Here is an 18,717-nt window from a genome sequence, read left to right as displayed (position 1 = left end):
GCACGTCGCGTGCACGATCGATGAGGACGAATGGCATGTTCCCCACAAAAAAACCGACTGATCTCTCGACAATGGCGACAACACTCTACAGCGATGCTTTGGTCGCCGTATTGGATAACGGGACCGAATTCGATCCCAATTTGCATCTACATATTTCGGGCATGGGCCGGCGACTACAACGGTTCACCTCAGCGCACGACTTGCTCAGCGGTGCCCAATCTGGACGCTTCAACTGCATCCTTGTTGACGCAAGCATGGCCGATCTGCCGGTTTCAGATCTAGCGCGATTGATTTGTTCTTACGCCGTGCACTGCCCAATCATCGTCGTCACCCCTAGCGGCAGTCCGGCCACGTCTGTTGCCACAACCAGATTCCGGGTGACCTTCCTCCCCAAGCAGGATGATCCCGCCGTAATTGCGGAGGAGGTAAACGCATCTATTCGTGCGTTCAACGAGGCGAACCGTTTGGAAGCCTATTTTCTCACGCTGACACCGCGAGAACGGCAAGTCATGAAGTTCGTGGTGGAAGGCTTGCTGAACAAGCAGGTGGCCTTCAAGTTGAACATTAGCGAGATCACCGTCAAAGCTCATCGTGGCCGGCTAATGAGAAAGATGAACGCCAGAACACTTCCTGACCTTTTGTATATGGCCGCAAGGCTCGGCCCCGCGTCAGGCTCCGTCGCGAACGAACTTTCGGCGTTCTGAGGCGCCGCAGCGCCTCCATGTTTAAGCACGAGCCGTAGCTGACCCGACACCATTGGACAGTAGCGCATTTCTGCCACCTGTCTGAAATGGACTCGCAAGGGCCTGTCGTGCGGCAGGCATTCAACAAGCGATCTTTGGAGACACAGCCATGAGCAACTCAAACAACGCGACCTGGACACGCCGCTCCTTTGGCGGAGTGGCACTCGGGCTGACGGCCGCAGGAATCCTCGCAGGGCGCGTCGAAGGTGCCGAGCAGATCAAAGGGCCGGTACGGCACAAGGGTATGTGCCTGGTTGCCGACAAGCGTATCGACGCCGGAGACCTGAATGTCGGATACGCCGAGCTCGGTCCTGAAGACGGCTCGCCCGTTATGCTGTTCCACGGCTGGCCCTACGACATCAACGCCTTCGCCGGGGTGGCGCCTTTGCTCGCGGAGCGTGGTCATCGTGTGATCGTGCCGCATCTGCGCGGATACGGCAGCACTAGATTCCTGTCCGATGACACTATGCGGAACGGCCAACAGTCGGCGCTTGCTGTCGACGCCCTCAAGCTGATGGACGCCTTGAAAATTGAAAAGGCGACGGTCGCCGGGTTCGACTGGGGTGCGCGGACCGCCGACATCGTCGCAGCGCTCTGGCCAGAACGATGCAGGGGTTTAGTATCCGTCAGCGGCTATCTCATAGGGAACCAAGCTGCTGGAAAGGCGCCCCTGCCCCCAGCCGCGGAGGTTCAGTGGTGGTATCAGTTCTACTTCGCCACGGACCGCGGTCGCGACGGCTATGAAAAATATACGAACGACTTCGCCAAGCTGATCTGGCGTCTCGCCTCGCCGCAGTGGAAGTTCGACGACACGACCTTCGATCGGAGTGCAGAAGCATTTACCAATCCCGATCACGTCTCGATCGTCGTTCATAACTACCGCTGGCGGCTGGGCCTGACGGAAGGTGAAAAACGGTTCGACGAATTCGAGACCAGGCTTGCGGCCGGTCCCGAGATCCATGTGCCGACGATCACGATGGAGGGCGACGCCAACGGAGCGCCTCATCCGGATCCCAACGCCTACGCCGCAAAGTTCAAGGCGAAATACGAACACCGTCTCGCGGCGGGCGGGATCGGCCACAATTTGCCGCAGGAGGCGCCCGAGGCGTTCGCCAAGGCGGTAAGAGATGTCGATTCCTGGGCGTGAGCAACCGGGGTCCCGACGCGCTCAATTATCGAAAAAATCGATGATCTCCATCCGAAAAACCACACTGGCGAGGCATCGCCTAGTCGTGAGATGGGAAGCGCTTCCGCCGGGAAGGCGTCAGAACGCCGTGGCTCCGGGTGCGAGCTCCTTGAAAGGATTCAACTTTGGAAATCGGTATCGATAGTTTTGCGATGCTCCTGCCCGACTCTGACACGGGTCGCCTGCAGTCGGCCGTCGATCGAATGGAGAGCGTACTTTCCGAGGTGGAGCTGGCGGACCAGGTCGGTCTGGACGTCTTCGGAATGGGCGAACACCACAGGAAAAACGCGCTTGATTCCGCGCCCGCCGTGATACTTGCCGCAGCGGCGGCGCGCACCAAGTCGATAAGGCTGACGAGCGCCGTCGCCGTCCTTAGCGCCTCCGATCCCGTCCGGCTTTTCCAGGAGTTCGCAACGCTGGACCTGATATCCCGCGGACGAGCGGAGATCGTGGTCGGTCGTGGCTCTTCCGTGGAGGCCTATCCCCTGTTTGGCTTCGACCTGAGGGACTACGATGCGCTGTTTGCGGAAAAGCTGGACCTACTGCTCAAGATCAGGGAGCAGCCCAACATCAAGTGGCAGGGCCGGTTTCGTCCTGCGATGAATGGCGAGGGTGTCTTCCCTCGTCCGCATCAGCCCAAATTGCCAATCTGGCTTGGCGCTGGCGGCACGCCCGAATCCTTCGTCCGCGCAGGGACTCTCGGCCTCCCGCTGATGGTGGCCATCATCGGAGGGAGCTTCGAGCGCTTTCTGCCCCTGGTCGAGCTCTATCGTCGAGCATGGCTCGTCGCCGGGCATCCCGCTGAAAACCAGCGGATAGGCGTCCACGCTCTTGGCTTTGTCGGAGAGACCGACGTGGCCGCAAAGAAAGCGTTTTTCCCCGGCTGGTTCCAAATGTTCACGGACGCCGGAAGAGAGCGCGGCTGGCCGCCGCCGACGCAGGCTCAGTTCGAGCATATGTGCGGGCCGGGTGGCGCGTTCCTCGTCGGCAGCCCCCAGACGGTGGCTGCCAAGATATCCCATGTTAACAGAACGTTGGGAGGAATTGCTCGCATCACCTTTCAGATGAGCACCGCCGCGCTCGACGCGGAAGCGATGCGTCGTTCGATCGAGCTGCTGGGAACCGACGTCGCGCCTTTGGTGCGTGGACAGCTTCGCGACTAGCGGGTGCGCGTCGCGCGGAGCGCCGACGTTTGCCGGCGCCCCATCTCTTCAACCGAAGATCAGTTTCTGATAGGCAGCCAGCATCTGCGGATCCTCGACGGACCCATGATGGTGAAGCTGTCGCCAACCGCCGTCCTTGCGTACAAACCACCGGGTCGTCCGGAAGGCGACATCAAGCGTCTCTGTCGCCGTCTGACATACTCCGCGTTCGCGGCCGACGAACAGGTGCCACTCGTCGCCGCCCTGGCTCGTAAAGTCGTGGAAGGTCACCTGAACCTTCGTTTTTCCCTTGAAGAGCTTTGAATACCCGTCGGCGATCTGGTCCCAACCGCGGCGGATGCCGCCGATCGGATTGTCCATGCTGGGATCCGAGCCGCCGAGCCAGACCTGTTCCAGCCCTTTGAGATCGCCAGCGTTGAAGGCTCGATAGAATCGTATCAAAGCATCCAAGGCGGTTCCATCGTCCTGCGCCGTCTCGCCGCCGTTAACTTCTGTGAGATGCCGGTCCATTGATTTTCTCCGTACTTCCTCAAAGGTGGCTGACGCACTTGGAAAGCATGTAACTCTCCTCGTACTGGCCAACTTGGTTTACCCGTCTCTACGTCAGGGCAGCATGCGCAATCGATACCAACCCTTCTATTGTACGATGGTGTCGAGCATAAATTTGGAGATACGCGACGATCGCATCGGAGAAGATAGAAGCGCGTGATTTTCAAGTGGGACGGACCGAGCGCCCTGCGGTCCTCGCATTCCGCTCGCTTGGAAACAGCAGGATCATCGCAACATAGATCGCGGCGCCGACTACGAGCGCGATGCTGGCGACGGCAAGCGCGAGATCGAACCCGGCGTCTACGTTCACCACGTGCCTCATGATCACTGCTACGGCAGGCGGCCCCATGATCTGTCCGATCGCGAACACCGCCGTCAGCAGTCCCATGTAACGCGCGTGGTGGCTCGATCTGATCCGCCTAACTTCGTTCATGGCGAAGAAGCTGATCGCAGTGAACGGCAGGCCTACGAGAACGCTGCTGAGTGCAAGACCGAAAGCGTCCTGCCAGATAACCGACAGCCCCACCCCGACCGCCTGCACGAGGTATGCGGCAATCAGATGGAGCCGCACGTCGGCGCTATGCGGAACGCGCGCCGCCAGCAGCGATCCGACGACTGCCGCGACCCCGAAAAGCGGCCAGAAGACGGTGAGCAAGGGTGAACCAGGAATGCTGTTCTTCGCGATCACCGGAAGATAGGTCGCCGTGACGATGTAGCCGAAGCCGGCCAGCCCGTATGCGATCGCAAATAGAGGCATTTCCGATTTCGGCACCTTGCCGGAGGCGCGCGTCGGCGCCCCCACCGAATAGGCGTCGGATGGCTTCGCGCTCTCGCCGAAGGTCTTCCAGATGATCCCGCTGATCGTGGCGGAGATCGCGGCGAATATCAGCCAGGCGGTGTGGCCGGACAGCCCGAGAATGGTCATCCCGCTGGCGGCCAGCCCGGACACGGCGATGCCTGCGCCGGGTCCCGTGAATATGGCGCTTCCGATCGAGCTGCCGGTTCCCGAAAGCTGGGCGAGACACCAACCGGAGGTGAAGACGAATCCGATCGCCGAAGCGACGCCCGCCAAGAACCGAAGAGCGACCCAGGCCTCGGCATAGGGCACTGACATCAGAGCCGTAAGCAGAACCGTGGCCACCAGTGTCAGGCGTATGACGAAGGTATGGTCCCACCTCTTGGGTACTGCCATCGCTGCCAATGCACCGACCAGGTAGCCGACGTAGTTGGCAGTCGCGAGTCCTCCGGCTCGCGAAAGATCAACGACGCCGTCGTGTAGCATCATCGGCAGAATTGGAGTGAATGCGAACCGACCGACGCCCATGGCGATGGCGAGGGACGCCGATCCCGCGAGCACGACCACATATGGGCTGGGGCTGTGTTTAGACATGACGCTGTCCTTTGTTCGATTGGAGATATGTCGCCACGAATTCGCGCGACGGCTGCTCCCCTTCAGGTAGATTGGTCGAGGTCTGCGTGAACCGTCAGTCTGCGGCAGGCTGTCTGCCGGGATCCGGAAGGATCTGCGGGATGCCGTCAGGTAGGACTGCGGCGTGCGATAACGTCCAACGCGGATTGGTAGAGCTCTCGCGTCAATTCCTCGGCACCAACTTTCAAAGCAAGACGGGAGGCCTGCCCCGACCAGAGGTTCGTAAAATCGTTCCTCGACTCCGCCTCGGCTTTTGCTCTGATGGGAACGAGAGCTCCTCCGGCAGTTGGAAATGCGGGCACGGCATCTGAGATTGGACCTAGATCGCGCATCAGACGGTTTACGATGCCTCTCGCTGGACGGCCGGTAAAAACGTTCGTTATCGCGGTGCTGTCGTCTCGGGCCGAAGCCAGCGCCTCTGCCTGAACTGCGGGAATCCTCGCCTCAGGGCAGAACAGGTAGGCTGTCCCGACCTGGACGGCGGAAGCTCCGAGCATCAGGGCGGCGGCGACACCTCTCCCGTCGGCGATCCCGCCGGCGGCGATGACCGGCACCCGCACCGCGTCGACCACCTGGGGCAGGAGCGCCATGATTCCAACCTGTGTCGTCATGTCCTGGCTCAAAAAATTCCCGCGATGTCCGCCGGCCTCGAAACCCATGGCGATGACCGCGTCGACGCCGTTTTTTTCGAGCCAGACGGCCTCGGCCACGGTCGTGGCGGATGATATGATCTTCGCGCCTGTCGCCTTCACACGCTGCACCAGTGACTTTTCGGGCAGCCCGAAATGAAAGCTCACGACCTCCGGTTTCAACTCCTCGACCACCTCGCAAAACGAAGAGTCGAATGGTGCACGGCCCGCCGCGGCGATCGGCGCGGCGGGGTCAAGTCCTGCGTCTACGAAGTAGGGCGCGAGCAGGGCTCTCCATCGCATCTGCGCTGCCACATCTTCGGCGGGGGAAACATGTGAGAAGAAGTTCACGTTCACAGGCGCGTGGGTAGCGCCGCGGATCTCATGGAGGGCCTGACGCAGCCCCTCGACGTTTAACTGAGCGCTTGGGAGAGATCCCAGACCGCCGGCCTTGGCCGCGGCGACGACCATTTCGACCGTCGTGGCTCCGGCCATCGGCGCCTGGATGATGGGAAGCTCGATTCCAAACAGGTCGAGAATTCGGCGATCCGGCCAGCGGGTCATGTGGACTCCTTGTCATGCGTGACGTTGCAACGCTGATACCTCCGGCCACTGACCCGCGTCTATTGGACCTTGGTGTCCTGAAGAGCGACCCAATCCGAAGGTATCGGGAACACCTTGGTACAATATCGGGGCCCGATTTTCGGCGCGATTGTCGTGGCAGAGCGGACGACGGCGCGACCGCCGGGAAGCTCCCGGCCGATGGCTGGATCAACGCATCACACGAGGAACAAAGCGACCGACCGCCACCTGGCGGACGAAGGGTACCCGCGTCGCCACAACGGAGGCAGGCATGAGCGTGCATAAGACTGTTATCATCACGGGCGCGTCGCAAGGGATCGGAGCCGGACTCGTCAAGACGTTCCTGGACAAGGGCTGGAACGTCGTCGGAACCTCTCGGAACATCAGCGAGAGCACGCTTTTCGACCGTGCGGGGCGATTGGAACTGATCAGCGGCGACGTCGCGGATCCGAAAACCGCCGAGCGGGCGGCGGCGGCGGCGATTGAGCAGTTCGGCTCGATCGACGCACTCGTGAACAATGCCGGAGTGTTCTTCACCAAACCGTTCCTCGAATACACCATCGACGATTTCCGGCGCCTGTGCGCGACGAACGTCGAGGGATTCCTCCATTTCACGCAGCGCGCGATCGGACAAATGCTGCGCCAGAAGTCCGGCGGGAGCGTCGTGACGATCACGTCGTCCCTGACGGACCATCCGATTGCCGGCGTGACCGCGTCGCTTCCAATGGTCACCAAGGGCGGCCTCAACGCCGTCACCAAGAGCCTGGCGCTGGAGTTCGCCAAGGACAACATCCGCGTCAACGCCCTGTCTCCGGGGGTGGTCGACACTCCTCTCCATGCGAAAAACCCGCGGTCCTTCCTCGAATCCTTGTCGCCGATGGGGACTATCACGGCGGTTCAGGAGATCGTCGACGGCGTCGTCTATCTGACGGAATCCTCCAACATCACCGGGGAGGTGCTGCACGTCGACAACGGCGCACATCTGGGCAAATGGTAGTCGCGAGCGCTGAGGCGCGCATCAAGGAACTGGCGATATGCCTCCCGAAGGCGCCCACGCCATTCGGCGCGTATGTCGAAGCGTTCCAAAGCGGCTCGCTGCTTTTCCTAAGCGGCATGCTACCGGTCGCCGGACATTTGCCACTCTATACGGGCCTCGTCGGCCGCGAGCTGTCCGTCGCCGAAGGCTACGACGCGGCGCGGGCGGCCTGCCTTAGTGGTCTAGCCGCCGCGCAGTCGCAGCTAGGAACGCTGGACAGGATCCGATCGGTCGCCAAGCTGGGAGTCTACATCGCCTGCCCCGCCGATTTCCATGAACACCCCAAAGTCGCCGATGGAGCGTCAGAGCTGTTGCTCGATGTGTTCGGTCCCGCCCGGCTCCCTCCCCGTGTCGTCCTCGGCGTTTCCAGCATACCGCTTGGAATGCCCGTCGAGGTCGAACTGGTCTTCGAGATCGGGCCAGCATTCGTCTCACAAACTCAAGAACGGAGCCAACCATGAAGGTCAGACAACCAACCAGGACAAGCGCCATCGCGATGTCGTCGAAAGCCCTTACCGCCGCGGCGCTACTGCTGCTTCCAGCGCTCGCCCTTTCCGGTCAGACGAAGGTCGCCGAGAAAGTGGATCGTGCTGCAGAGGTCAAGGCCGACCCAGGTCGGGAACATGCACAGATCAAGGTGGATAAGCGGACGCCCGCCTACTGGCGCGTCACCTTCGACAACCCGCCCTTCAACATCTTCGGACCGGAGACGATCCCTCAGATGGAGAAAGTGGTGGCCGAAATCGAGAGCGATCCTAATCTTCGAGTCGTCGTCTTCGACAGCGCTGTGCCGGGGTTCTTCCTCACCCACTACAACTTTACGCCGCCTCTCGCCGAATCCACCAGCCTCCCTTCTGGCCCGACCGGTTTGCACCCCCTGCCCGACATGCTGGTCCGTATCAGCAAGTCGCCAGTCGTCTCGATCGCGCTGATCCGCGGCCGCGCGACGGGGGTCGGAAGCGAGCTTGCTCTCGCCAGCGACATGCGCTTCGCGAGCCGTCAGAAAGCAATTCTCTCTCAGTGGGAGGTCGGTGCGGCACTCGTCCCCGGCGGCGGCCCGATGGCGCGGCTACCGCGGCTGATGGGGCGCGGTCGAGCGCTGGAGGTCCTGCTTGGCTCCGACGACATCAATGGCGATCTCGCTGAGAAGTACGGATACGTTAATCGCGCCTTCGACGACGACAAGCTCGATCCGTTCGTCGACGCTCTCGCTACCCGGATCTCTGGCTTTGATCGCCAGGCGATCGCCGACACCAAACGCCTGGTCGACTTCGCGAGCCTTCCGAGCGACCCCGAGATCGCCGCAGGCTGGGACGCCTTCATTACGTCGGTCCAGCGTCCGGCGGCGCAGAAGAACATCGGACGCCTGATGGACATGGGCCTGCAGAAGGACCCGGACATCGAGGCCAGGCTCGGACACTACACGCAAACTCTGGCCGACGAGTAGGCCGAGGCGGTGCCCGCGCAAGGACTCGGCAGGTCGCGCGGGCATCAACGTCCTTCAACGCACTCAACCACAAAGGAGAAGTCTCATGCACAGCCTTGAAAACCAGATCGTCGATTCCAGCTTTTCGGCCATCATCAACGCCCCGATCGAGACGATCGATATTCCGACATGGTGTTTTAACCTGCCGGAAGAGGAATACCAGGGATGCTCGCCTGCCCACATCGCAGCGGGCTTCACGACAGCGGACGACGGCACGCGGATGTCGATAAATGTCGAGACAATCGGCGGCAGTCTGATGGTCCAGCATTACCACGAAACACTCGGCGAAAAGGATCATCTCATCCTCGACTCCGATTCCGACGTCTTTACGCCGAACGGCCGGGTCACCATCCACGTCACCTGGGAACTGAGTGTGAAGAAGCTCGATGCGAACCGCTGCGAATTCACCAACCGGGTCCAATCCTACGCGACCGACGAGATGATGGCCTTCCTTGATCGCCAGGGCATCCCGTTCGAACTCTTCCGCACGCAGCGACAGCCGATGTCGATTGCTCACAACAAGGGCGAGACGCCGCTGTTCGCGGCGAGCATTGAGCGCGCGGCCCTGAAGAATTCGGCCACGAAAGCGGCTTGAGCCGAAGGAAAACATCATGACAGAACTTTCCTTTGATCGGAATAACACTGGCCTGCTGGTGGTCGACCCCTACAACGACTTCATCTCGGAGGGCGGCAAGATCTGGCCCCGAATTAAGGAGGTCGCCGAGGCGAACAACTGCGTGCCGCACATGCTCGAAGTGCTAACTGCCGCCCGCGAAGCCAAGCTCCGGGTCTTTTTCGCGATGCATCATCGCTATCGGGCCGGAGACTACGAGAATTGGAAGTATGTGGCGCCGATCCAGCGTGCGGCCTGGCACCGCAAGAGCTTCGAGTTCGGCACGTGGGGCGGTGAGTTTAGAGCCGAGTTCGTGCCCGTGGCCGGCGAGGTCGTCGCATCCGAGCATTGGTGCTCGAGCGGCTTTGCCAACACCGATCTCGATCTCGAGCTGAAGCGGCATGGCATCCAGCGTGTCATCGTGATCGGATTGGTGGCCCACACCTGCATCGAAGCAACCGTCCGGTACGCCGCCGAACTTGGCTACGACGTGACCGTCGTTAAGGATGCGGTCGCCGACTATTCGCCGGAAATGATGCATGCGGCACTGGAGGTCAATCTGCCCAGCTATGCCAGCGCCATCATCGACACCAAGGAAACCGTGGCGGCGATCGCCCTCACCCAGGAGGCGTAGGCAGCCATTTTACGGGCTACTTGCATTCGGGGGGCATCAAGCTTGCCGGATGCAGCTCCATTTGAAAAGTAATACTATTTGCATGCCGAGGGTTGGCAGGCCTCGCGTCGACGCCTATTTGAGGTCAAAGCCAACTGCCAACGGTTAGCGTCGAGCCTCCAACATGAGTGGAGGACAGTATCGGCTCTTCGTTTCGAAAGGATCCACGATGACACTCTCCGGCGACCTCCTCATCGGCGGCGCGAGCATGCGCGGCGCGGCCGCGACATTCTCCGCGATCAACCCAGCCAGCGGCAGCTCCATGGAGCCGAGCTTTGCGGGCGCGACCAGGGAGCAGGTCGAGCAAGCCGCGTCTTTGGCTTGGGACGCCTTCCCGGTCTACAAGGAAACATCGCTCGAGGATCGGGCCCGCTTCCTGGAAGCGATCGCGGAAGGAATTCTGGCCATCGGGGACGAACTCGTCCTGCGAGCAATCGACGAGACGGGACTGCCGCGCGGCCGCATCGAAGGAGAGCGCGCCCGAACGGTCGGACAGCTTCGGCTCTTCGCCAAGGAAGTCCGCGACGGCGTTTTCCAGGAACTGCGTTTCGATCCCGCCGACGCCGACCGCAAGCCGGTGGCGAAGCCTGATCTTCGGCTCCGCAACATCGCTCTCGGACCGGTCGTAGTGTTCGGGGCGTCGAACTTCCCCCTAGCCTTTTCCGTCGCTGGCGGCGACACTGCCTCCGCCCTCGCGGCCGGCTGTCCGGTGATCGTCAAGGCGCACTCCGCCCATCCCGGAACCTCTGCACTGGTTGGCAAGGCCGTCGTCGACGCCGTCGCTGCATGCGGGCTCCCGTCGGGGACTTTCGCGCTGTTGTTCGACGCAGGCTTCGAGGTCGGCCAGACCCTGGTCGCCGACCACCGGGTACGCGCAGTTGGCTTCACCGGCTCGCGCCGCGGCGGCACCGCGTTGATGAAGATCGCGTCGGAGCGGAAGCAGCCGATACCCGTCTACGCCGAAATGAGCAGCATCAACCCCGTAATCCTCTATCCAAACGCACTGCTGGGCCGGGGCGCGGAAATCGGGAGATCGTTCGCGGCTTCGCTGACCCTCGGCGCCGGTCAATTCTGCACGAATCCTGGTTTGATCATCGCCATCGAGGGAGCGGGCCTCGACGCTTTCATCGAGAGCGCAGCGGCGGCGTTGGCCGAAGCGCCGGCTCAGACCATGCTGACAGGCGGCATCTGCGAGGCGTATCGAAAGGGCGTGGCAAGGCTGTCGTCTTCACCGCCCGTCTCGCAGGTCTCTGCGGGGAAAAACGGAACGGCTCATCAAGCGTCTGCCGCGCTTTTCGAGACGACGGCGGCTGACTTTCTCGCCAATCCAGAGCTCCAGGAAGAGGTGTTCGGCGCGGCGGGGCTGATCGTTCGTTGCCACGACGACGACGACCTCCGTAAAGTGGTCGAATCCTTGGAAGGACAGTTGACGATCGCGCTACACGTGGATGCCAAGGACGTCGATGCGGCCTCGCAGATGATCCCGCAGTTGGAACTTCTCGCCGGCCGGCTCCTCGTCAACGGCTTCGGGACGGGCGTCGAAGTCTCCCCGGCGATGGTCCATGGCGGACCTTATCCGGCGACGTCGGACGGAAGATCGACGTCGGTCGGCACATTGGCGATCTATCGTTTCCTGCGCCCAGTCTCCTACCAGGACTTTCCGGTCGGCCTGCTTCCAGCCCCACTCAAGGATGTTAAGGCCGCCCCTCGCGCGTAGAAGATAAAAACTGGAGGGGGGCGGCTCACGCCCCCGCTCCTTGTCTTGCAGAGGTTAGACCTCTGAAGCCTTCGCAGCCATCGTGGCCTTCGCCCACCAGACCAGCTCGTCCAGCGCAGTCTTCGCCGATGGCAGGAGGTTTGCTTCGATCTCTTCGATCGGCTTGTTGCCGCCCATCGAGAAAACGGTGAAGAAGTCGCTGCCGCCGATATGAACGGCCGCATGCGTGGAAACCATCTGCAGCTCGACGCCGATTCCGCGAAGATGCTCAAGTGCGCGCGACCCGCCCGCGGTGCCGTAGGCGATCGCAGTGAACGGCTTGCGCGCCCATTCCACATAGGACTGGTCGAGGGCGTTCTTCAGCACGCCGGTGATCGAGCGATTGTATTCCGCGACAACGAAGATGTACCCGTCGTAGCGGGCGACGGTGTGCTGCCAACGAACGGCTTCGGCACTCTGGCTGGGTGCGTAGGCGTTCGACGCCACCTCGTCGAAGAACGGCAGGGGATGGTCACGCAGATCGACGATTTCGACGTCGATGTCGTCGCGGGCCTGAGCCTGCTTCAGTATCCACTGTGCGGGCTTGTCGGCGAAACGGGTCGGTCGGGTGGAGCCGATGATGATGGCGATCTTAGGTTTCGTAGGCATGGCATTCCTAATTTTATGTCGGGTTGATGATAATGACCCTCTGGGAGAGGATCAGTCGCTACTCAGGGCGTCTGCATAGGCATAAAGCCCAGGAGAACCTCCCGTCATGACGAACAGGACGTTCGATCCTGGCGCGATGACTTCGTTTTCGATATCGGACAGCAGGCCGGCAAAGGCTTTCCCTCCGTAGACGGGATCCAGAAGCAGGCCTTCAGAGCGGCCGACGAGCCTGATCGCTTCAATCATTTCGCACGTCGGCACGCCGTAGCCGCCACCGAGCTTCGCGCCGTCTATCGCCAGCTCCTCAGCTCGAATTCGGTCCTTCTTCCCGAGGAGGTCGAAGACCGCATTGACCTTCTCCACCGTCGCGGCGACGCATGTCTCCGCTGGCGAGAGCACGGTGTATGCTCTGATCCTGGAAGGATTTTTTCCGACCAGGGCATCTCCCACGGCCAGACCGGCGTGCATGCCGCCACTACCGTTCGGGATGACGACGTGGTCGAACGCGATGCCGATCTCAGTCGATTGCGCTGCGATTTCGAATGCGCAGTCGACGTAGCCCAGAGCTCCGACCGGCGTCGAACCGCCAAGCGTGCCCACGAAAGCCTTCCCTCCGGCCGCGGCGATCTCCGACGCGCGGGCCGTGGCGAACGCGCTCGCATCGTCGCCGGTGCCGAGGAGGTGGACGCGGGCGCCAAAGACCCGGTCCAACAAGACGTTGCCGTTGGCCTGGTAGATCTCGGTCCCGCGGGGCACCATTTGAGTGAGAACGACCTCGCATGCCAGTCCGGTTCTGGCGCAGGCGGCCGCGGCCAGACGGGCGAAATTTGACTGCACGCCGCCGGTTACGACGAGGGTATCGCAGCCTTTCGACCGGGCCTGGCCGATGAGGAATTCAAGCTTGCGGAGCTTGTTGCCCCCGCCCCCGAGTTCCATCAGATCGTCTCTCTTCGCCCAGATCGAGACGCCTCGTCGGCTCTCGCCGAGCACTTGCTCCAGACGATCCAGCCGCTGGATCGGCGTCGGTCCGTTCACCAGGCGTACGCGCGGAAACCGGTTCAAAAGATCCCAGTCGGACATCTCTGCCTCGCTTCTTGAGTGTTGTCGTACCGGTGTCAGGACGCTAGCGCCGGCGTCCGGTAGCGCGGGGCAGGAACGTTGCGAGAAAGGTTCGGCATCAGCTTCTGACGAGCCGCCTCGTATGCGTTCCAGTCGTCGATGTTGGGTACCGAAGGAAGGGTCATCAGTTCGCCCATGTCGAGACCGGCGAGTGCAGCATCGACCGCATCTTCGGCCTTCATGACGATCTGGTCGGGCAGGCGGTCGAGCGAGCCGCCCGATGCCTCCCAGAAAGGCGTCTCCACCGCGCCGGGAAGTACGGCCTGAATCCGGATGTTCTTTTCCGCCAGCTCCTTCTGCAGAGAGAACGTCAAAGCGATGACGAACGCCTTCGTTGCGCCGTAGACCCCGTTGAGGATTTCGGGGGCGACGCCCAACGCGGAGGCCATGTTGACGATCGTGCCGTGCTCACGTGCGACGAAGGACGGCGCGACGGCATAGACGAGACGAGTCAGAGCCGTCACGTTGATCGCAATCATTTTTTCCATCGCCTCGACGTCGGACATGAGCAACGGTTCGACCGCGCCGACCCCGGCATTGTTGACGAGCATGGTGATCGACGGGTCGCTCCGAAGGATTCCTTCAACCTTCAGCAGGTCGTCCCGTTGGCCAAGGTCGGCCCGGACGGTCTTTACGTTCCGACCGGTCGAACTTGCGATATCCTTGCTGATCCTGGCGAGCGCATCCTGGCTGCGCGCCACCAGTATCAGGTCGTAGCCGCGGCGGGCTAGCCTGTCGGCGTAGAGCGCGCCGATACCCGACGATCCACCGGTGATCAGCGCAGTGCCTCTTGGAAAGTTTGTCATTGTGGTTCTCCTTGATTGAGGTGAATTCGGAATGCTTGTCAGCGAAGCGTTCTGAACGCCGCACGCAGCTCCGATGCGAAAAGCTCCGGTTGCTCCCAGGCGGCGAAGTGCCCGCCCTTGTCGACTTTGCTGTAGTAGATGAGGTTGTGGTACGCCTTCTCGGCCCAGCTTTTCGGCGCCTGGTAGATCTCGCCGGGATAGACGGTGATCGCGGCCGGAATCTTGATGTCGACGGCGTTGAAGTTGTTGGCGTTGTTCTCCCAGTAGAGCCGCGCGCCAGACGTGGCCGTCCCGGTGAACCAGTAGAGAGAGATGTCGTCGAGCATCTCGTCCTTGCTCAGCGACTTCTCCGGATCGCCGCCGCTATAGGTCCAGTCGGCGAACTTGTCGTAGTACCAGGCGGCGAGACCGACCGGTGAATCGGTCAACGCATAGCCCAGCGTCTGCGGCCGCGTGACCATCATCAAAGCGTAGCCCGCGCCCTTCGTGTACAGCGCGTTCATCTGCTCGTAGGCGGCCTTCTCGTCTTCGGAAAGCCCGGCCGGCGCGGGTTCGCCATCGGCGAGCGCCTTTGCAATGTCGGGCGGAACGGTCGCCGGCATGTTCGTGTGAATGCCGAGCAGTCCGTCCGGTGCCTGCGCCGCCATCTTGTCGGATACGACAGCGCCCCAGTCCCCGCCCTGCGACACATAACGGTCGTAGCCGAGCCGCTTCATCAGCACGTGCCACGCCCGCCCGATGCGGTCCGGGCCCCATCCGGTTTCGCTTGGGACTTCCGAGAAGCCGTAGCCGGGCATCGACGGTATGACGACGTGGAAGGCGTCCTCCGCGGCGCCGCCGTGCGCGGTCGGATCGGTGAGCGGCCCGATCGTCTTGACGAGTTCGAGCACCGATCCGGGCCAGCCGTGCGTCATGATCAGCGGCAGGGCGTCCGCGTGCTTGGACTTGACGTGAATGAAGTGAATGTCGAGGCCGTCGATCCTGGTCATGAACTGCGTATGCGCGTTTAGCTTCTTCTCGCCGCGCCGCCAGTCGTATTCCTTGCCCCAGTACTCCACGAGCGGCTTTAGCTTTTGAAGCTGCGCGCCTTGCGAACGGTCGGAAACCGTCTCCTTGCCAGGCCAACGTGTCGCACGGACACGGCGGCGCAGCTCATCGACCTCCTCCTGCGGGATTGCGCACTTGAAGGGGCGGATAGCATCGCCCTCCGTCGCCGCCCTGACGGGCTTGGGGAGAATGCTGAGTGCGGCGGTCGCGGCTGTGACTGCAAGCAGTTGGCGCCGCGTCGTCGATAGTGCGGTTCTCGTTTCTACTCTTGCTGACATGACGTCCTCCGTTGAAACTGAATGGTTGGAATGCGTCTTAGGGATCGTCCGGCAGGGCTGGCGAGGATATTGTTCGAAGGTATCGGCGATACCAATGGATCGGTTACCGACGTTGCTCGACGCATCGACACCTTGGGACAATGGACATCGGGGACAGCGACGGCGCATCGTGCCGATCGCGGTGAAAGTGACCGCGATTAACAGGGAGATCGAGATGGCTATCCAAGAACCCACCCCAACCAAATCCGCGCGCGCGGATCACATCGACATGAAGCTCGAAGTCGTCGTCATTCCCGTGTCCGACGTCGATCGCGCCAAGTCCTTCTACACCGGCCTTGGCTGGAGGCTCGACGCCGACGTCTCTGGCAAGGACGGTTTTCGCGTCGTGCAGGTGACCCCTCCAGGATCGCCTTGCTCCATGATTTTCGGATCGAATGTGGCGGCCGCCTCACCCGGTTCCGCTCAAGGCCTCCACTTGGTCGTTACCGACATCGAGATGGCGCACGCGGCTCTTGCCTCCCGCGGCGCCGAGATGAGCGGCGTCTTTCACGACGCCGGCGGCGTCTTCCATCACAAGGGTGCCGACCAGCGGCTGCCAGGACCACATCCCTCCCGGTCGAGCTACGGTTCTTTCGCCTCCTTCTCCGACCCGGACGGAAACGGCTGGCTCCTACAGGAAGTCACGGCGAGACTTCCTGGTCGCATCGACACCAAAGGTGCAGCGTTCACATCCGCGGGCGACCTCGCAGAGGCGCTGCGCAGGGCCGCGGCCGCCCATGGCGAGCATGAGAAGCGCGACGGCGGCAAGCACGACGAGGCGTGGCCAGAATGGTACGCCGACTATCTGGTCAAAGAGCAGTCTGGCCAAACCCTGCCGACGTGACCTCCTGAACGAAAGCCTGCGCCCCAGGCAACCATCTCCGCCCCGACCATTGCGCAAGAACGCCGGTCCTCTCGTGCCGGCGTTCCCGCTGGCTACCGGCGACACTCGTCCGTCGGCCTCGGTTGACGAGCACCGAGCCGGTACCGAGCTCATCACCGTGACTGGGAGGTTAGCTGGGAAGCGCGTCGCGGAGAACCGTCGCTTGCCTGCAGACAGCCAACCGCGTTTCGGCACAATTATTCGAGGCTTCCGGATTCGGCGGCGATGCGTCCAAGTTCCGAACGTAGACGCGGCACTGCAAAGTCGATGAAGGTTCGAACTTTCGGAACGGCTGCGCGTCCTTGAGGGGCCAGGATGTGAACTGGCAGCGCAGGTGGCTCCGCCTGATGAAGAACGACCCTGAGGCGACCGTCGCGGACATATTCTGCGACGTGATACGAATAGAGCCGGGTCACGCCCATTCCTTCGGCGGCCGATGCCGCAGCCGCTCGGACGCTGTTGACCAGATAGCGTGGGGTGAAGTGAACGGTTCTTGGGACGGAAGTGCCTTTGGCCGGCGCGAAGCTCCAGGATTCGAGGCCGAAGTTCGAGAAGGCGATCAAGTCGTGGCGGGAGAGATCGGACGGCTCAGTGATTGCGGCTCGACTGTCGAGATATTGCGGCGCGGCGACCACGACGCGGCGAACATCTCCGCCAATGCGCGTGGACATGTGGGTCGAGTCGGCGAGATTTCCGATCCTCAGGGCGACGTCCACTCCCTCGTCGACCAGGTTCACGAAGCGATCGAGCATCAAAAGCCGAACGGAGACGTTGGCGTTCTCAAGAAGGAAGCTGTCGAGGATCGGCCGGAGCACCTCTTCGCCCAGGATGGGCGGCGCCGAAATTGTCAGCGTTCCTCGCGGAGAGGATCGCTCTGAGCCGGCGATCATGTCCGCCTCCTCGAGATCGACAAGCACCCTGCGACATGCTTCGACATATCTCTGGCCCGCTTCGCTGAGCTTTAGACTCCTTGTCGTTCGGTGAAGGAGTTCCACGCCAACATGTTGCTCAAGCAGACCCAATGCCCGACTGATCGCAGTCGGGGACCGCTTCAGCCTACGAGCGGCGCCCGCCAGGCTTCCTTCTTCAACCGCAGTGACGAAGACCTTCATTGCATCGATACGATCCATTATCTGCTCCTGACCGCTTTAGGCGCCGGCGAGCCGCGCGAAGTTGCCGGTGACGAGCCATCTACCCAACAAGCAGGTGACGCGCGACCCTTCAGGCCCGATACCATCGTACAATGGACTTCCCCGCTGGACCGATCATTTTGTCCAGGCTTGCTAAGCGAGTTGATGATTTTATCGCCAAGCGCACATTTTGTGATACCATTTTTCGGGAAGTTGGCGACGACCTGGACAGCTCTTTGGGAGAGCACATGTACCGGATGACCTCCACGGTGACGACTTCGAACCTAGGCGATCAGGATCGACCGACAGTCTTCGTCGTTGATGACGACATCTCAGTGCGAGAATCGCTGGAGCTGCTGATTGGCTCCGCCGGGTGGCGACCCCTGCTTTTTGACTCCGCGCATAGTTTTCTCGAAGCACCGGTTCTGGCCTCTCCCTGCTGCCTGGTTCTTGACGTGAATATGCCAGGACTGAACGGCCTCGATCTCCAGAGCATGATTACGATAAGCCGGAGCAGGATGCCGATCATATTCGTGTCCGGTTTCGGCGACGTCCCGACGACCGTGAAAGCTCTCAAAGGAGGCGCGTTGGATTTCCTTACCAAACCGATCGAGACGGTTGCGTTCCTGGAGGCCGTGAGCTCGGCGTTGGAACAGAGCGCGGCCATGTTGCGTGACGAGAGCAACCTGCTTGCGCTGCAAGGGTGTTACGAGGCGCTTACCAAGCGCGAACGAGAGGTCATGGTGCGCGTGGTCAAAGGACTTCTCAACAAGCAAGTGGCATACGAGTTGGATATCAGCGAGATCACCGTCAAGGCGCATCGCGGCCAAGTCATGCGGAAGATGTGCGCCCGAACTCTTCCCGACCTCGTGAACATGGCCGCGCGCCTTCGGCTGGAGGAGCCACCCGAAATTCACTGAAGCGTAAAGCCTCGATCGGCGCGCGGCACAACTTGGTAGAA

19 protein-coding genes are annotated in these 18,717 nt (G+C 61.7%); 11 read left to right on the top strand and 8 right to left on the bottom strand.

The annotated features are described in order from the left end of the window. Positions 1 to 35 precede the first annotated feature (35 nt). The 3 genes from ACM5SV_RS03980 to ACM5SV_RS03970 all read left to right on the top strand — a co-directional run bounded on the left by ACM5SV_RS03980 (position 36) and on the right by ACM5SV_RS03970 (position 3,092). The gene (locus tag ACM5SV_RS03980; protein WP_017996539.1) at positions 36 to 704 is read left to right on the top strand and encodes a response regulator transcription factor; all 669 of its coding nucleotides are present in this window, start codon (positions 36 to 38) and stop codon (positions 702 to 704) included. Between the two features lie 148 nt (positions 705 to 852). After that, on the top strand, positions 853 to 1,890 hold the full coding sequence (locus ACM5SV_RS03975; protein ID WP_017996540.1) for an alpha/beta fold hydrolase: 1,038 nt from the start codon (positions 853 to 855) through the stop codon (positions 1,888 to 1,890). Between the two features lie 164 nt (positions 1,891 to 2,054). Next, positions 2,055 to 3,092 carry an LLM class flavin-dependent oxidoreductase gene (locus ACM5SV_RS03970; protein WP_128407882.1) on the top strand — a complete coding sequence of 346 codons (1,038 nt, stop codon included), beginning with the start codon at positions 2,055 to 2,057 and terminating at the stop codon, positions 3,090 to 3,092. Between the two features lie 48 nt (positions 3,093 to 3,140). On the opposite strand, the gene ACM5SV_RS03965 is transcribed toward ACM5SV_RS03970, so the two are convergent. From ACM5SV_RS03965 to ACM5SV_RS03955, 3 genes are all read right to left on the bottom strand, one after another. Continuing rightward, on the bottom strand, positions 3,141 to 3,602 hold the full coding sequence (locus ACM5SV_RS03965; RefSeq protein WP_017996542.1) for a YybH family protein: 462 nt from the start codon (positions 3,600 to 3,602) through the stop codon (positions 3,141 to 3,143). A 202-nt stretch (positions 3,603 to 3,804) separates the two neighbouring features. Further along, on the bottom strand, positions 3,805 to 5,031 hold the full coding sequence (locus ACM5SV_RS03960; RefSeq protein ID WP_419425064.1) for a YbfB/YjiJ family MFS transporter: 1,227 nt from the start codon (positions 5,029 to 5,031) through the stop codon (positions 3,805 to 3,807). A gap of 146 nt (positions 5,032 to 5,177) precedes the next feature. Further along, positions 5,178 to 6,263 (bottom strand): NAD(P)H-dependent flavin oxidoreductase, encoded by a 1,086-nt coding sequence (locus tag ACM5SV_RS03955; RefSeq protein ID WP_017996544.1) that lies wholly within the window; start codon positions 6,261 to 6,263, stop codon positions 5,178 to 5,180. 289 nt (positions 6,264 to 6,552) lie between these two features. Here ACM5SV_RS03955 and ACM5SV_RS03950 point away from each other — a divergent pair, with 289 nt between their 5' ends. The 6 genes from ACM5SV_RS03950 to ACM5SV_RS03925 all read left to right on the top strand — a co-directional run bounded on the left by ACM5SV_RS03950 (position 6,553) and on the right by ACM5SV_RS03925 (position 11,806). Continuing rightward, positions 6,553 to 7,278, top strand: coding sequence for an SDR family NAD(P)-dependent oxidoreductase (locus ACM5SV_RS03950; RefSeq protein WP_012763356.1), 726 nt, complete (start codon positions 6,553 to 6,555; stop codon positions 7,276 to 7,278). Next, a complete protein-coding gene (locus ACM5SV_RS03945) occupies positions 7,272 to 7,778 on the top strand; it encodes a RidA family protein (protein WP_128438601.1) in 507 nt (168 codons plus the stop codon). The genes ACM5SV_RS03950 and ACM5SV_RS03945 overlap by 7 nt, the downstream gene beginning before the upstream one ends. Continuing rightward, entirely contained in the window at positions 7,775 to 8,764 is a 990-nt protein-coding gene (locus ACM5SV_RS03940; protein ID WP_017996546.1) for an enoyl-CoA hydratase/isomerase family protein, read from the top strand. Before ACM5SV_RS03945 ends, ACM5SV_RS03940 begins: the two co-directional genes overlap by 4 nt. An 85-nt stretch (positions 8,765 to 8,849) precedes the next feature. Next, the gene (locus ACM5SV_RS03935) at positions 8,850 to 9,398 is read left to right on the top strand and encodes a hypothetical protein (RefSeq protein ID WP_012763359.1); all 549 of its coding nucleotides are present in this window, start codon (positions 8,850 to 8,852) and stop codon (positions 9,396 to 9,398) included. Positions 9,399 to 9,414: 16 nt separating this feature from the next. Further along, positions 9,415 to 10,050, top strand: a complete 636-nt coding sequence (locus tag ACM5SV_RS03930) for an isochorismatase family cysteine hydrolase (protein ID WP_012763360.1) — start codon at positions 9,415 to 9,417, stop codon at positions 10,048 to 10,050. Between the two features lie 208 nt (positions 10,051 to 10,258). Next, positions 10,259 to 11,806, top strand: coding sequence for an aldehyde dehydrogenase (NADP(+)) (locus ACM5SV_RS03925; protein WP_012763361.1), 1,548 nt, complete (start codon positions 10,259 to 10,261; stop codon positions 11,804 to 11,806). A gap of 54 nt (positions 11,807 to 11,860) precedes the next feature. Here the strand turns inward: ACM5SV_RS03925 and ACM5SV_RS03920 are convergent, their stop codons facing one another. The 4 genes from ACM5SV_RS03920 to ACM5SV_RS03905 are packed head-to-tail and all read right to left on the bottom strand — an operon-like array spanning position 11,861 to position 15,704. Beyond that, positions 11,861 to 12,454, bottom strand: coding sequence for an NADPH-dependent FMN reductase (locus ACM5SV_RS03920; protein WP_017996547.1), 594 nt, complete (start codon positions 12,452 to 12,454; stop codon positions 11,861 to 11,863). Positions 12,455 to 12,505: 51 nt separating this feature from the next. Next, a complete protein-coding gene (locus tag ACM5SV_RS03915; protein WP_222016780.1) occupies positions 12,506 to 13,534 on the bottom strand; it encodes a D-cysteine desulfhydrase family protein in 1,029 nt (342 codons plus the stop codon). A 35-nt stretch (positions 13,535 to 13,569) separates the two neighbouring features. Next, complete coding sequence (locus tag ACM5SV_RS03910) at positions 13,570 to 14,379, bottom strand: SDR family NAD(P)-dependent oxidoreductase (RefSeq protein ID WP_012763364.1); 810 nt, start codon at positions 14,377 to 14,379, stop codon at positions 13,570 to 13,572. A gap of 38 nt (positions 14,380 to 14,417) precedes the next feature. Then, positions 14,418 to 15,704, bottom strand: a complete 1,287-nt coding sequence (locus ACM5SV_RS03905) for an epoxide hydrolase family protein (protein WP_419425063.1) — start codon at positions 15,702 to 15,704, stop codon at positions 14,418 to 14,420. 214 nt (positions 15,705 to 15,918) lie between these two features. Here ACM5SV_RS03905 and ACM5SV_RS03900 point away from each other — a divergent pair, with 214 nt between their 5' ends. Next, positions 15,919 to 16,587 (top strand): VOC family protein, encoded by a 669-nt coding sequence (locus ACM5SV_RS03900; RefSeq protein ID WP_017996549.1) that lies wholly within the window; start codon positions 15,919 to 15,921, stop codon positions 16,585 to 16,587. Between the two features lie 236 nt (positions 16,588 to 16,823). On the opposite strand, the gene ACM5SV_RS03895 is transcribed toward ACM5SV_RS03900, so the two are convergent. Then, positions 16,824 to 17,756, bottom strand: a complete 933-nt coding sequence (locus ACM5SV_RS03895) for a LysR family transcriptional regulator (RefSeq protein WP_017996550.1) — start codon at positions 17,754 to 17,756, stop codon at positions 16,824 to 16,826. 248 nt (positions 17,757 to 18,004) lie between these two features. On the opposite strand from ACM5SV_RS03895, the gene ACM5SV_RS03890 reads away from it, so the two are divergent. Continuing rightward, entirely contained in the window at positions 18,005 to 18,676 is a 672-nt protein-coding gene (locus tag ACM5SV_RS03890) for a response regulator transcription factor (protein ID WP_012763368.1), read from the top strand. Positions 18,677 to 18,717 lie beyond the last annotated feature (41 nt).

This window comes from Rhizobium sp. CRRU65 (genome assembly GCF_048551595.1).
GTDB classification, from domain to species: Bacteria; Pseudomonadota; Alphaproteobacteria; order Rhizobiales; family Rhizobiaceae; genus Rhizobium; species Rhizobium leguminosarum_J.
This window is presented reverse-complemented; position numbering and strand designations above follow the sequence as displayed.

Coding starts and splice junctions, on each gene's coding strand:
- ACM5SV_RS03980 (WP_017996539.1), top strand. CDS start 36: ATGTTCCCCACAAAAAAACCGACTGATCTCTCGACAATGGCGACAACA.
- ACM5SV_RS03975 (WP_017996540.1), top strand. CDS start 853: ATGAGCAACTCAAACAACGCGACCTGGACACGCCGCTCCTTTGGCGGA.
- ACM5SV_RS03965 (WP_017996542.1), bottom strand. CDS start 3,602: ATGGACCGGCATCTCACAGAAGTTAACGGCGGCGAGACGGCGCAGGAC.
- ACM5SV_RS03960 (WP_419425064.1), bottom strand. CDS start 5,031: ATGTCTAAACACAGCCCCAGCCCATATGTGGTCGTGCTCGCGGGATCG.
- ACM5SV_RS03955 (WP_017996544.1), bottom strand. CDS start 6,263: ATGACCCGCTGGCCGGATCGCCGAATTCTCGACCTGTTTGGAATCGAG.
- ACM5SV_RS03950 (WP_012763356.1), top strand. CDS start 6,553: ATGAGCGTGCATAAGACTGTTATCATCACGGGCGCGTCGCAAGGGATC.
- ACM5SV_RS03945 (WP_128438601.1), top strand. CDS start 7,272: ATGGTAGTCGCGAGCGCTGAGGCGCGCATCAAGGAACTGGCGATATGC.
- ACM5SV_RS03940 (WP_017996546.1), top strand. CDS start 7,775: ATGAAGGTCAGACAACCAACCAGGACAAGCGCCATCGCGATGTCGTCG.
- ACM5SV_RS03935 (WP_012763359.1), top strand. CDS start 8,850: ATGCACAGCCTTGAAAACCAGATCGTCGATTCCAGCTTTTCGGCCATC.
- ACM5SV_RS03930 (WP_012763360.1), top strand. CDS start 9,415: ATGACAGAACTTTCCTTTGATCGGAATAACACTGGCCTGCTGGTGGTC.
- ACM5SV_RS03925 (WP_012763361.1), top strand. CDS start 10,259: ATGACACTCTCCGGCGACCTCCTCATCGGCGGCGCGAGCATGCGCGGC.
- ACM5SV_RS03920 (WP_017996547.1), bottom strand. CDS start 12,454: ATGCCTACGAAACCTAAGATCGCCATCATCATCGGCTCCACCCGACCG.
- ACM5SV_RS03915 (WP_222016780.1), bottom strand. CDS start 13,534: ATGTCCGACTGGGATCTTTTGAACCGGTTTCCGCGCGTACGCCTGGTG.
- ACM5SV_RS03910 (WP_012763364.1), bottom strand. CDS start 14,379: ATGACAAACTTTCCAAGAGGCACTGCGCTGATCACCGGTGGATCGTCG.
- ACM5SV_RS03905 (WP_419425063.1), bottom strand. CDS start 15,704: ATGTCAGCAAGAGTAGAAACGAGAACCGCACTATCGACGACGCGGCGC.
- ACM5SV_RS03900 (WP_017996549.1), top strand. CDS start 15,919: ATGGCTATCCAAGAACCCACCCCAACCAAATCCGCGCGCGCGGATCAC.
- ACM5SV_RS03895 (WP_017996550.1), bottom strand. CDS start 17,756: ATGGATCGTATCGATGCAATGAAGGTCTTCGTCACTGCGGTTGAAGAA.
- ACM5SV_RS03890 (WP_012763368.1), top strand. CDS start 18,005: ATGTACCGGATGACCTCCACGGTGACGACTTCGAACCTAGGCGATCAG.